Annotated in this window: 11 protein-coding genes; 5 read left to right on the top strand and 6 right to left on the bottom strand. The window is 56.3% G+C overall.

Going from position 1 to position 13169, the window contains the following annotated elements:
* The first annotated feature begins 29 nt into the window (after nucleotides 1–29).
* A complete protein-coding gene (gene purT / locus BBA90_RS10685; protein ID WP_065649114.1) occupies nucleotides 30–1208 on the top strand; it encodes a formate-dependent phosphoribosylglycinamide formyltransferase in 1179 nt (392 codons plus the stop codon).
* A 49-nt stretch (nucleotides 1209–1257) separates the two neighbouring features.
* Here the strand turns inward: purT and BBA90_RS10680 are convergent, their stop codons facing one another.
* A complete protein-coding gene (locus tag BBA90_RS10680) occupies nucleotides 1258–1896 on the bottom strand; it encodes a bifunctional 4-hydroxy-2-oxoglutarate aldolase/2-dehydro-3-deoxy-phosphogluconate aldolase (RefSeq protein WP_065649113.1) in 639 nt (212 codons plus the stop codon).
* A 218-nt stretch (nucleotides 1897–2114) separates the two neighbouring features.
* Entirely contained in the window at nucleotides 2115–3593 is a 1479-nt protein-coding gene (gene zwf, locus BBA90_RS10675; protein ID WP_065649112.1) for a glucose-6-phosphate dehydrogenase, read from the bottom strand.
* 634 nt (nucleotides 3594–4227) lie between these two features.
* Here zwf and pyk point away from each other — a divergent pair.
* Both pyk and BBA90_RS10665 read left to right on the top strand, forming a co-directional pair.
* On the top strand, nucleotides 4228–5703 hold the full coding sequence (gene pyk / locus BBA90_RS10670) for a pyruvate kinase (protein ID WP_065649111.1): 1476 nt from the start codon (nucleotides 4228–4230) through the stop codon (nucleotides 5701–5703).
* Between the two features lie 90 nt (nucleotides 5704–5793).
* Nucleotides 5794–7029, top strand: coding sequence for an MFS transporter (locus BBA90_RS10665; RefSeq protein ID WP_065649110.1), 1236 nt, complete (start codon nucleotides 5794–5796; stop codon nucleotides 7027–7029).
* A 44-nt stretch (nucleotides 7030–7073) separates the two neighbouring features.
* Here the strand turns inward: BBA90_RS10665 and lpxM are convergent, their stop codons facing one another.
* The 3 genes from lpxM to znuA all read right to left on the bottom strand — a co-directional run bounded on the left by lpxM (nucleotide 7074) and on the right by znuA (nucleotide 10474).
* Nucleotides 7074–8048 (bottom strand): lauroyl-Kdo(2)-lipid IV(A) myristoyltransferase, encoded by a 975-nt coding sequence (gene lpxM, locus BBA90_RS10660; RefSeq protein ID WP_065649109.1) that lies wholly within the window; start codon nucleotides 8046–8048, stop codon nucleotides 7074–7076.
* Between the two features lie 126 nt (nucleotides 8049–8174).
* Entirely contained in the window at nucleotides 8175–9500 is a 1326-nt protein-coding gene (gene mepM, locus BBA90_RS10655) for a murein DD-endopeptidase MepM (protein ID WP_065649108.1), read from the bottom strand.
* Between the two features lie 14 nt (nucleotides 9501–9514).
* Nucleotides 9515–10474 (bottom strand): zinc ABC transporter substrate-binding protein ZnuA, encoded by a 960-nt coding sequence (znuA, locus tag BBA90_RS10650; protein WP_065649107.1) that lies wholly within the window; start codon nucleotides 10472–10474, stop codon nucleotides 9515–9517.
* A gap of 77 nt (nucleotides 10475–10551) precedes the next feature.
* Here znuA and znuC point away from each other — a divergent pair, with 77 nt between their 5' ends.
* Nucleotides 10552–11307 (top strand): zinc ABC transporter ATP-binding protein ZnuC, encoded by a 756-nt coding sequence (gene znuC, locus BBA90_RS10645; RefSeq protein ID WP_065649106.1) that lies wholly within the window; start codon nucleotides 10552–10554, stop codon nucleotides 11305–11307.
* Nucleotides 11304–12089 carry a zinc ABC transporter permease subunit ZnuB gene (gene znuB, locus BBA90_RS10640; RefSeq protein WP_065649105.1) on the top strand — a complete coding sequence of 262 codons (786 nt, stop codon included), beginning with the start codon at nucleotides 11304–11306 and terminating at the stop codon, nucleotides 12087–12089. Before znuC ends, znuB begins: the two co-directional genes overlap by 4 nt.
* A gap of 67 nt (nucleotides 12090–12156) precedes the next feature.
* Here znuB and ruvB read toward each other — a convergent pair whose 3' ends face one another.
* Nucleotides 12157–13161 (bottom strand): Holliday junction branch migration DNA helicase RuvB, encoded by a 1005-nt coding sequence (gene ruvB, locus BBA90_RS10635; RefSeq protein ID WP_065649104.1) that lies wholly within the window; start codon nucleotides 13159–13161, stop codon nucleotides 12157–12159.
* Between the last annotated feature and the right edge of the window lie 8 nt (nucleotides 13162–13169).

Here is a 13169-nt window from a genome sequence, read left to right as displayed (position 1 = left end):
CGCTTTTTTTGACTGCTAAGGTGACAGGTATGACAACTCTCGGAACGGCGCTGCGCCCCGGGGCCACGCGCGTTATGCTGCTGGGTTCAGGTGAGCTGGGTAAAGAGGTGGCGCTGGAGTGCCAGCGTTTGGGTGTGGAAGTGATCGCCGTCGATCGCTATGCCGACGCGCCGGCGATGCAGGTTGCGCATCGCAGCCACGTAATCAATATGCTGGATGGCGAGGCGCTGGCTGATCTGATCGCCCGTGAACAGCCGCACTATGTAGTGCCGGAAATTGAAGCGATTGCCACCGATACGCTGGTTGAGCTTGAAGCCCGGGGGCAGAAAGTGGTGCCGACCGCACGCGCCGCACGCCTGACCATGAACCGGGAGGGGATCCGTCGCCTGGCCGCTGAAGAACTGAACCTGCCCACCTCACGCTATCAGTTTGCCGACAGCCAGGCGCACTTTTTTGCTGCAGCGGAAGCGATAGGGTTTCCCTGCATCGTTAAGCCGGTGATGAGTTCATCCGGCAAAGGTCAGAGCTTTATTCGCAGCGCGGACGCACTGCAGCAGGCGTGGGACTATGCCCAGCAGGGCGGCCGGGCCGGCGCGGGTCGGGTCATTGTTGAAGGCGTGGTCAGATTTGATTTTGAAATTACGCTGCTGACGGTCAGCGCCGTTGACGGTATCCACTTCTGCGCGCCGATTGGACACCGGCAGGAGGATGGCGATTACCGCGAATCCTGGCAGCCGCAGCAGATGAGCCCCGCTGCCCTCGCGCGGGCGCAGGAGATCGCCGCCAGCGTGGTAAACGCGCTGGGCGGATATGGCCTGTTTGGCGTTGAGCTGTTTGTGTGTGGTGATGACGTGGTGTTCAGCGAAGTGTCGCCGCGCCCGCACGATACCGGCATGGTGACGCTTATTTCTCAGGATCTCTCTGAGTTCGCTCTGCACGTGCGCGCGTTTCTCGGCCTGCCAGTCGGCAGCATCCGCCAGTATGGCCCGGCGGCATCGGCCGTGATCCTGCCCCGGCTGGAGAGTCAGGATGTGCGCTTTGCACACGTTGATGCCGCGCTGGGCGCAGGTCTGCAGCTTCGCCTGTTTGGTAAACCGGTAATCAGCGGCCAGCGCCGTTTGGGCGTCGCGCTGGCAACCGGAGAGAGCACGGAAGAGGCGGTGGCGCGCGCCGTCGCCAGTGCGGCAGCGATAACCGCCGAAGGCTGACAGCGCTGGCAGCAGGCCATATGCCTGCTGCCAGATACTGCATCCGGGACTACCGCGCGCCCGCGATTGCGTCACGCGCCAGCTGCGTAATCCGCGCCCAGTCGCCCTGCTGAAGCGCGTCATCCGGCACCAGCCACGATCCGCCAATGCAAAGCACGCTTTTCAGCGCCAGATAGTCACGATAGTTTGCCGGTGAAATGCCGCCGGTTGGACAAAACCGTACCTGCGGAAAGGGTCCGGCGAGCGCGGAAAGCGCCCTGACGCCGCCGTTAGCTTCAGCCGGAAAGAACTTGAACTCACGCAGGCCATGATCCATACCCATCATCAGCTCTGATACGGTGCTGATCCCCGGGATCAGCGGTACCGGCCCCTCTGTGGCGGCTCTGAGCAGCGATTCAGTCAGCCCCGGGCTTATCACAAACTGCGCGCCCGCGTCCGTGACCTCTTTCAGCTGCTGCGTATTGATAACCGTACCGGCGCCCACAATCGCTTCCGGTACTTCACGAATAATGGCGCGCAGCGCATCCATCGCGACCGGCGTACGCAGCGTTACTTCCAGCACCCGGATCCCGCCAGCGACCAGCGCTTTTGCCATCGGCACAGCGTGTTCAGGCTGGTTCACGACAATAACCGGCACGACCGGCCCGGTGCTCAGCACCTGCTCTGCACTTATCTTCCAGTTTTTCATGCGGTTTTCCTGTCACCGCAGCCCCGCCGGCTGCGTTAGCGTCATTAGCGCTCTACCATACAAGATAACGCTGCTCTGCGTCTATGACGCCCCCTGTGGCAATGCTTCTGTGGTACCTGCCCGTCACTGACAGGCATTACTGCATGCGGCGCAAAAAAATACCCCTGCATTGCAGGGGTATCAGCTGATCATGAAAATCGGCTTAATGCAGCGAGCGATTACTCGCTAAATTCATTCCATGAACGGCCGTCACGGGTGATCATGGCAACGGAGGCCACCGGTCCCCAAGTGCCCGCCTGATACGGTTTAGAGGCGTCGCCATCCGCGTTCCAGGCTTCGATAATGGAGTCTACCCAGGTCCAGGCGGCTTCTACCTCATCGCGGCGTACAAACAGCGCCTGAATGCCGCGCATCGATTCCAGCAGCAGGCGTTCATAGGCATCTGCCAGATGTGACTGGTTGAACGTTTCCGAATAGCTCAGATCCAGCTTGGTGGTCTGTAGCTTATGCTTGTGGTCCAGCCCTGGCACTTTGTTAAGAATTTCGATATCCACGCCTTCATCCGGCTGCAGACGAATAGTGAGTTTGTTCTGCGGCAGTTCAGAATAGGAGTCTTTAAACAGGTTCATCTCCGGATTCTTGAAATAGACGACAACCTCAGAGCATTTAGAAGGCAGACGCTTGCCGGTGCGCAGATAAAACGGGACCCCCGCCCAGCGCCAGTTATCGATATCTACCCGGATAGCAACGAAAGTCTCGGTTGCGCTCTGCTTATTGGCGCCCTCTTCTTCCAGATAGCCCGGTACTTTTTTACCCTGCACGAAACCTGCTGTGTACTGACCGCGTACGGTTTTTTCACGCACGTTGGTTTGATCAATCCGGCGCAGTGAACGCAGCACTTTTACTTTTTCATCGCGAATGGCATCCGCAGTGAGATCGGAGGGCGGTGACATGGCAATCATGGTCAGCACCTGCAGCAGGTGATTCTGAATCATATCACGCATCTGGCCCGCTTTATCAAAGTAACCCCAGCGGCCTTCAATGCCCACCTCTTCAGCCACGGTGATCTGCACGTGGTCGATGGTGCGGTTATCCCAGTTATTCACAAAGATTGAGTTAGCAAAGCGCAGCGCCAGCAGGTTCAGTACTGTCTCTTTACCCAGATAGTGGTCAATACGGAATACCTGGCTCTCATCAAAGAATTTACCCACGCTATCGTTGATTTCGCGTGAGGTTTCCAGCGAGGTGCCCAGCGGCTTTTCCATTACCACGCGGGCAGGTTTTGCGTTCAGCTTCGCCGCACCCAGACCTTCACAGATTGCCCCAAAGGTGCTCGGCGGCATGGCAAAGTAGTTGATGGTCACGCGCTCTTTTTGATCAAGCATTTTGCCCAGTTTGGTAAAATGCGACGTATCATTCACATCGAGGTTACAGAAATCGAGACGACCGCTGAGCTTATCCCACAGCGCTTCGTCGATTTTTTCCTTCATGAAGGTTTCCAGCGCCTCGCGCACCACTTTGGTATAGGCTGCTTTATCCCACTCTGCACGGCCTACCCCGATGATGCGGGTGGTTTCGTGGATCTGACCAGCTTTCTCCAGCTGATACAGCGAAGGCAACAGTTTACGGCGTGCAAGATCGCCTTTGGCACCGAAAATCACCAGATCGCATGCCTGGGCTGTTTGTGTTACCGCCATTTTCCTCTCCTCGTTGCAGGATCTCCCGGATGTGCATCCTCACCATCCCGGACCTTTATTGTCATGTTCTTACGGCACAATGTACTTTTTTCGCCGCGCCAGGACAAGCCAGTGTCCCGGTGTTCATGGCGATATCGCATGACTGACTGCCTTGCGCCACGTTGACAGGGTTTACATCGAAAACCACTGACTGGTGTCTGCAGAAGTATGACAAAGAATTCACCGTCGCACTTATCTGCCGCTGCGCGACTGCATTATTACAGAGCCTGGCTTTGAGTAAGCTGAAACCCTGTAAAGCAGCGATGTAAGCGCTTTCATGTCAGAATCGTGCTGTTCAGACGCCCATTTACTGTGACACACTGCTGTTTTATTACGCATGAGGAAATCGCTGAAGGGTAAAGGTGGGGGTTCAGCGCTCCGCTGGTGTCGGGTTGAACCATTCCACACGTTGACAAAGCAGACCTATCTTAACAGGGTCAGACATTTGGTGTACCTTAGGTGTAAGCGTTTACCTGGCGTTAATACGTTAAGCCCTTTTGCGTCAACACCCTGGAAGCAGTATCACTAGCCAAACAGAGACATGCGCATTTTAAATTTAATGCCCATCAATCAGATAGAATAAAAGGATCACCGAATGACCAGCCCTACAGCTTTCATCTCAAAATCCCCGTCACGTCGTCTCAGAAGAACCAAGATTGTTACCACCCTCGGCCCGGCTACAGATCGCGACAATAACCTTGAAAAAATCATCGCGGCAGGCGCTAACGTGGTTCGCCTTAACTTCTCTCACGGCACGCCAGAAGATCACCAGCAGCGCGCCGATCGCGTACGTCAGATAGCCGCCAAGCTGGGTCGTCACGTCGCGATCCTTGGCGACCTGCAGGGACCAAAAATCCGCGTCTCTACGTTTAAAGAAGGAAAAGTGTTTCTCAGCGTTGGCGATCGCTTTCTGCTGGACGCCAACCTGAGCAAAGGTGAAGGCGATAAAGAGAAAGTCGGCATCGATTACAAAGGACTGCCGGAAGATGTTGTGCCGGGCGATATCCTGCTGCTCGACGATGGCCGCGTGCAGCTGAAGGTGCTGGACGTACAGGATGTAAAAGTCTTCACTGAGGTCACCGTCGGTGGTCCGCTCTCAAATAATAAAGGTATTAACAAGCTGGGCGGCGGCCTCTCTGCTGAAGCCCTGACCGAAAAAGATAAGCTGGATATCGTGACGGCGGCAAAAATCGGCGTTGATTATCTGGCGGTGTCATTCCCGCGCAATGGCGAAGACATGAACTACGCCCGTCGTCTGGCTCGCGATGCCGGCTGTGATGCAAAGCTGGTGGCAAAAGTAGAGCGTGCAGAAGCGGTTGCGACACAGGAAGCAATGGATGATATTATTCTCGCCTCTGACGTCGTCATGGTAGCACGCGGCGATCTGGGCGTTGAAATTGGCGATCCGGAACTGGTTGGTATTCAGAAAGCGCTGATCCGTCGCGCCCGTCAGCTGAACCGCACCATCATTACCGCGACGCAGATGATGGAATCGATGATCACCAATCCGATGCCAACCCGTGCGGAAGTCATGGATGTGGCTAACGCCGTGCTGGATGGTACTGACGCCGTCATGCTGTCAGCGGAAACCGCAGCCGGGCAATATCCGGCAGAGACCGTGTCTGCGATGGCGAAGGTCTGCCTCGGCGCTGAAAAGATCCCCAGCGTAAACGTCTCTAAACATCGTCTGGACGTACAGTTTGATAACGTCGAAGAAGCCATTGCGATGTCCGCCATGTATGCGGCAAACCATCTGCAGGGTGTTTCTGCCATTATTACCATGACAGAATCAGGCCGTACTGCGCTGATGACGTCGCGTATCACGTCAGGCCTGCCGATTTTTGCGATGTCGCGCCATGAACGCACGCTGAACCTGACCGCACTCTATCGCGGCGTGACACCCGTCTATTTTGACAGCAACAATGACGGTGTGGCTGCTGCCCATGACGCAGTAAATCTGCTCCGTGATAAAGGTTTCCTTGTCTCTGGTGACCTGGTGATTGTCACGCAGGGCGATGTAATGGGTGCTACCGGTACCACTAACACCAGCCGCGTGCTGCGCGTCGACTAACGCTGACGCGTTACGCGTAGCGGCTGTAAAAATGGACAAACGCGACTGCTCTGGCGGTCGCGTTTTATTTTGCATTTTCAGGGAGGCTTGATGGCCCGCTACCAACCTATTGCCCGGTTAACCGGACGCACGCTGCTTTTTCCACTGGCGCTGGTTCTGTTTGAATTCGCCACTTATATCGCGCATGACATGATCCAGCCCGGCATGCTGCTGGTCACGGAGGAGTTTGCCGTCGGTCCGCAGTGGGTCTCTACTTCGCTTACCGCCTATCTGATGGGCGGCGTGGTGCTGCAGTGGCTGCTGGGTCCGCTCTCCGATAAGTATGGCCGGCGCCCGGTGCTGCTCTCCGGCATCCTGTTTTTTGTGCTGGCCTGCATCCTTACCACCTGGGTCAGCACGATTGAACAGTTTGTCACGCTGCGCTTCATTCAGGGTATCAGCCTTTGCTTTATTGGCGCCGTCAGCTATGCGGCGGTCCAGGAAGCGTTTGAAGAGGCGCTCGCGGTGCGGGTGATGGCACTGATGGCCAATGTGGCGCTGCTGGCGCCGCTGGCCGGTCCACTGGCGGGAGCAGCGTGGCTGACCGCAGGCAGCTGGCGCAGTATGTTCTGGCTGTTTGCGATCTGCAGCGTGGTAGCGTTCATTTTGCTGTGGCGCATCATGCCGGAGACGGCTGGCGATCGCAGTCGTTCAGTGGCGCTGCCGGTGCTGGCACGCGGCTATGGCCGGCTGGCCCGTGATAAGCAGGTGATGTACGGCTCTTTTGCTATCGGGCTGGTGTTTATCCCCATTCTGACGTGGGTCGCGCTGTCACCGGTGATCCTGATGCACGATGAAGGCCTGTCACGCCTGCACTACGCCCTGCTCCAGCTGCCGGTATTTCTGGCCATGATTGCCGGCAATCTGACGCTGGGCAAGCTGGCGGGTCGCGTGCCGATTGAACAGCCGGTGAAATTTGCCGCCTGGCCTATTCTGATCGGACTGAGCATAGCGCTGATTGCAAACCTGATGAACAGCCACACTTACCTGCTGTTAACGGCCGGGCTCAGTCTCTACGCGTTCGGGGCTGGCATGGTTAACGCTGGTCTCTATCGCCTGACGCTTTACGCCAGCAGTGAAGGCAAAGGCAGTATTGCTGCCATGCTGGGCATGATCAGCATCCTGACGCTGGCGGCGGGCATTGAACTGGCGAAAGCGGGCTATTTTCACGGCGGTACACCGTGGTTCAGTACGCTGAACTTTATTGCAGGTTTGCTGTGGTTTGCGCTGGTTACGCTGTTTCTGCGTGAGCGCAAGCGGCTCAGCAAGGTCGAAGAGATGGCATAAATCGCGCTGCCGCTATGCACAAAGGGTAGCGGCAGCACGCAGCACTATTTACGCGGATAGAGATCTTTGCGCCGGTAAGGCTCAATATCGCCTTCTTTACGCGTTTTCAGCAGCTTCAGGATCCAGGTATATTGCTCCGGATGCGGCCGCACAAAAATCTCCACTTCTTCATTCATGCGCCGTGCCAGCGTGGTGTCATCCGCATCCATGAGATCGTCCATCGGCGGTCGTACGTAGATCTCCAGACGGTGCGTTTTACTGTTGTATACCGGAAACAGCGGCACTACCCGCGCCCGGCAGACTTTCATCAGCCGTCCCACTGCCGGCAGCGTCGCTTTGTAGGTTGCAAAGAAATCGACAAATTCGCTGTGCTCAGCACCGTGATCCTGATCCGGCAGATAGTAGCCGTAGTAGCCCTGACGTACGGAGGCGATAAAGGGTTTAATTCCGTCGTTGCGCGCATGCATACGACCACCAAACCGGCGGCGTACGGTGTTCCACAGATAATCCATCAGCGGATCGCTCTGATTGTGGAACATCGCTGCCATCATCTGCCCTTCTGAGGCCAGCAGCATGGCGGGAATATCCACGGCCCAGCCGTGCGGCACCAGGAAGATCACATTCTCTTTGTTGTTCTGCAACTCAGTAATGATTTCACGGCCGTGCCACTCGACCCGCTGGCGCACCCGCTCCGGATTACGCATACCGAGTTCTGCCATCATGACCATCGCCTGCGGCGCAGTGGCAAACATGCGGTCAGCAATCTTTTCGCGCTGCGCTTCACTCAGTTCCGGCAAGCAGTAATAGAGATTGATCAGCGCACGACGCCGCGCACTTTTTGCCAGCTTACCGGCAAAGGTGCCTAAGCCACCCAGCACCGGGTCACGCAGGCGTGGTGGCAGCATTGCCATACCCGCCAGCGCACCAACTGCCAGCCAGCTTCCCCAGTATTTAGGTTTTAAAAAAGAACGTTGAAAAACGGGAATAAACTCGCTGTTATTTTTTTTTCGGGTTTCCATGCACTCGCCTCTGACAATGACGGCTCAATAATAGTGACGGCAGCTATTTTTGCAATCTTCACGCGCCTGAAAGCAAAAAACCGACGCATTAATCGTCGGTTTTACTTTCAGGCATCTGCCGGGTGTCTAAAGCGCCAGCTGAGGCAGCCAGGTTTTCACCTGCGCAAGATACGTGCTGCGATCTTTTCCGGTCAACCCTTCCATACGCGGCATTTTCGCCGTCAGCGGGTTAACGGCCTGATTATTAATCCACACTTCATAATGCAGGTGAGGACCGGTTGAGCGCCCGGTATTACCCGAAAGCGCGATGCGATCGCCACGTTTGACTTTCTGCCCGGGCTTCACCAGTGCGCGGCTGAGGTGCATATAGCGCGTCATATACTGCCGGCCGTGACGAATCGCCACGTAGTTGCCAGCGGCGCCGCCGTTTTTAGCCACTACCACCTCACCGTCGCCGACTGCCAGCACCGGCGTTCCCACCGGCAGTGCAAAGTCGACACCTTTATGGGGTGAGATGCGGCCGGTTACCGGATTAAGGCGGCGCGGGTTGAAGTTTGAGGAGACACGATACTGCTTAACCGTTGGAAAGCGCATAAAGCCTCGCGCCAGACCTGAACCGCTGCGATCGTAGAACTTGCCGTCTTCGGCACGGAAAGCGTAATAATCTTTACCGCCACTGCGCAGACGCACGCCCAGGAGCTGGCTCTGTGCGCTTTTGCCATCCAGCATCTCACGCGACATCAGCACGCTGAATTCATCACCCGAGCGCAGCTTGCGGAAATCCATTTGCCACTGCATCGCTTTGATGACATTGCTGGTTTCAGCGCTGCTCAGGCCGGCTCGCTGCGCACTGGCAGCAAAGCTGCCGCGCACTTCCCCCTTCAGCACGCTATTCTGCCATTCGCCTTTCTGCATCTCCTGCTGCATGCTGAAGCTGCCATTTGGCTGACGCGCATAGGTGCGGGTTTCGCGACGGTTAATTTCCCAGCTAAATGCCAGCAGCTGCCCTTCTGCATCCAGCGTCCAGCTCAGCTGCTGGCCCACCTGCAGATTGCGCAGCGCTTTATCACTGGCGACCAGCGCGGTGATATCACTGAGATCGATGCCATACTGATTCAGTGCGCTGCTTAAAGTATCGCCAGATGAAATGGTATAATCATGCTGATCGGGATTATCAGGCACATCTTTGTCGATGTCGTCCGCCGGCAAATCCTCTTCAGGTTCAGCCGTGGTTTGATCAATAGGCTCGCTGGCTTCCGGCAGCAAAGTGCGCAGCGGGTTTTTATCCAGCGCAATCTCTTTGACAACCGGCGCAACGTCACGGGGATGATAAACATACGGCCGCCAGACAGCGACGGCCAGTGTGACGACGGTTAATGACCCCAGCATAACGCGGTGGGGGCGCGGCAAATTATTAAATGCGAGGGCGACAGAGCGGGCTATCTGCTGCACTTTTATCTTTTCCTCTATGCTCCATTCAGGCAGCTCGCATACTGGCTTGACAGCTGTGAGAGGAATTTCACATAACTGTCTTTGGTTAAGCTGATCCCCATGCCTAATGGATCCAGCGTGCCTTTTCGTACGCTGGTGCCACGTGACACGGCATCGATGACCGCCGGCCTGAATTGTGGCTCAGCAAAAACGCATACGGCTTTTTGCTCAACCAACTGTGTTCGTATTTGATGTAAACGCTGAGCGCCAGGCTGGATTTCAGGATTGACGGTAAAATGTCCCGCGGGGGACAACCCGTAGTGTTTCTCAAAATAGCTATACGCGTCGTGAAAAACGAAATAACCCTTGTTCCGCACCGGCGCAAGCTGCGCGCCAATGTGTTTGTCCGTCTCGGCCAGTGCTGCTTCAAACTGCTGCAGATTGGCGTCAAGTTTGGCTTTGCTTTCGGGCATAAGTTCCAATAATTTTCCGTGGATTGCAACAGCGGATTCCTGCGCAATCTTCGGTGACATCCACAGGTGCATGTTATATTCACCGTGATGATGGTGAGTATGAGAGGAGTCCTGTTCTTCAGACTTATCTGAGGCGTGGCTTTCTTCATGCTCATCCTCATCTTCTCCGCCCCGAATCAGCTGAGATTTGACCGCCGGCAATGCGGCAATTTCCAGGTTTTTACTGGCGGGCAGAGTGGCGGCCGGTTTAGTCAGGAAAGCCTCCATTTCAGGCCCAATCCAGATAACTAAGTCCGCGTTTTTAATGCGTTTTACATCAGAAGGGCGCAATGAATAATCATGTTCTGATGCACCATCCGGCAGCAATACTTCAACAGGCGTAATGCCTTCTGAAATCGCCGCTGCGATAAATCCTAACGGTTTGATTGAGGCGACGACCGCTGAGTGCGCCGGAAGCGCCAGCGAGGATAAAAGGGTGGCGGCAGAAAGGGTAAAAAACAGGCGCTGCTTATTGTGTAACATAATGCGTCATTCCATCGTGACTGTGTGATGAAATGTGATATTATAACATTCTAATTTCAATGCAACCCGTAAATAACATGTCTCCTCTTGTTACACTTGACAATATTTCAGTGACCTTTGCCCAGCGCACTGTGCTGGCGGGCATCTCGCTGACGCTTCAGCCTGGCAAAATTCTGACGCTGCTGGGTCCTAACGGTGCCGGTAAATCAACGCTGGTGCGTACGGTTTTAGGCCTGCTTACGCCGGACCGGGGCAGCGTGCAGCGCGCGCCGGGACTGCGTATTGGCTATGTGCCACAAAAGTTGCATATCGATCCCACGCTGCCGGTCACTGTGGAACGCTTTATGCGTCTTACACGCGGCAGCAAGCGTGCCGATATTCTGCCAGCGCTTAAACGGGTGCAGGCCGGGCACTTGCTGCAGGCACCGCTGCAGAAACTTTCAGGCGGTGAAACGCAGCGCGTACTGCTGGCACGTGCTCTGCTGAACCAGCCGCAGCTGCTGGTGCTGGATGAACCCACCCAGGGCGTTGATGTAAATGGTCAGGTTGCGCTTTACGATCTGATCGATCAGCTGCGACGCGAACTTAACTGTGGTGTCCTGATGGTGTCGCACGATTTGCATCTGGTGATGGCGAAAACTGACGAAGTGCTGTGTCTTAATCACCATATCTGCTGCTCTGGTACGCCGGAAGCGGTGTCACAGCATCCTGAGTTTATTGCCATGTTTGGTCCGCGCGGCGCACAGCAGCTGGCCATTTACCGCCATCAGCACAACCATCGTCACGATTTACAGGGACGTATCGTTTTACGCAAAGGAAACAGCCCGTCATGATTGAACTGTTACTTCCCGGCTGGCTCGGCGGCGCACTGCTGGCGCTGGCAGCCGGACCGCTCGGCTCGTTTGTGGTCTGGCGTCGCATGTCATATTTCGGCGATACCCTGGCACACGCCTCATTGCTGGGCGTGGCTTTCGGCCTGCTGCTGAATGTTAATCCCTACTACGCTGTTATCCTGGTCACGATCTGCCTGGCACTCGGCCTGGTCTGGCTCGAACGTCGTCCGCATCTGGCCATTGATACGCTATTAGGGATCATGGCGCATAGCGCGCTTTCGCTTGGGCTGGTCGTGGTCAGCCTGATGCAGGGTGTGCGCGTTGACCTGATGGCCTATCTGTTTGGCGATCTGCTGGCCATTACGCCGGACGATCTCTGGCTGATGAGCGGCGGCGTGGCTGTGGTGCTGGCAGTGATGGCCTGGCAGTGGCGCGCCCTGCTCTCTATGACTATCAGTCCGGAGCTGGCCCAGGTGGACGGCGTTAATATTCAGCGTACGCGGCTGATGCTGATGCTGGTAACCGCCCTGACGATTGGCGTCGCAATGAAGTTTGTCGGCGCGCTGATTATTACCTCGCTGCTGATCATTCCTGCTGCAACCGCGCGCCGCTTTTCCCGCTCCCCGGAGCAGATGGCAGGCTACGCGACCCTTGCCGGGCTGATTGCGGTAACCGGTGGCCTGACGTTCTCTGCCACTTATGATACCCCTGCCGGCCCTTCTGTGGTGCTCTGCGCCGCCGTGCTGTTTATACTGAGCATGATAAAAAAACCGGCTGTCTGAGTTATCCGTTCAGCCATGCAAAACGGGCACCTGAGGTGCCCGTTTTTGTCTGCCAGCGTGCTGAAAACTACTCTTCGCGCACGATATCAAAGTGCCGGTAAGCGTGCTGCGTTGCCATGCGTCCGCGCGGCGTACGCTGAATAAAGCCCTGCTGGATCAGGAAAGGCTCTATGACATCTTCAATCGTTTCGCGCTCTTCGCCTATTGCCGCCGCCAGATTATCCAGCCCCACCGGACCGCCCATAAATTTGTCGATAATCGCCAGCAGCAGCTTGCGGTCCATGTAATCAAAACCCTGCGTATCGACGTTCAGCATATCCAGCGCGCTGGCCGCCACGTCACCGCTCATATTACCTGCGGCGCGGACATCGGCAAAATCACGCACGCGTCGCAGCAGGCGATTGGCAATACGCGGGGTTCCGCGTGCGCGACGGGCCACTTCCAGCGCGCCCTCTTCGCTCAGCGTCAGGCCGAGACAGGCCGCGCTGCGGCTGACAATGTGCTGCAGATCCGGCACATTGTAGAACTCAAGCCGCTGAACAATGCCGAAACGATCGCGCAGCGGTGAGGTCAGCGACCCCGCGCGCGTTGTGGCACCAATCAGGGTAAACGGCGGCAGATCGAGCTTGATCGAGCGGGCGGCCGGCCCCTCACCGATCATAATATCCAGCTGATAATCTTCCATCGCCGGATAGAGCACCTCTTCCACTACCGGGGAGAGACGGTGGATCTCATCGATAAACAGTACGTCATGCGGTTCAAGGTTAGTGAGCATGGCCGCCAGATCGCCTGCTTTCTCCAGCACCGGTCCTGAGGTAGTGCGCAGATTCACGCCCATCTCATTCGCCACGATATTCGCCAGCGTGGTTTTCCCCAGCCCCGGCGGGCCGAAAATCAGCAGATGATCAAGTGCATCGCCGCGCAGCTTTGCCGCCTGAATGAAGATCTCCATCTGTTCGCGCACCTGCGGCTGACCGACATATTCCGCGAGCAGCTTCGGGCGAATAGCACGATCCAGGCTCTCTTCTTCATTATATGAACTGCCCGAGACCAGGCGATCGGCTTCAATCATGTATTACC

The sequence above is a fragment of the Pantoea eucrina genome (assembly GCF_001691555.1).
Lineage (GTDB): Bacteria > Pseudomonadota > Gammaproteobacteria > Enterobacterales > Enterobacteriaceae > Pantoea > Pantoea borealis.
The sequence above is the reverse complement of the archived record's forward strand: the minus strand, read 5'-3'. Positions and strand labels throughout refer to the sequence as shown.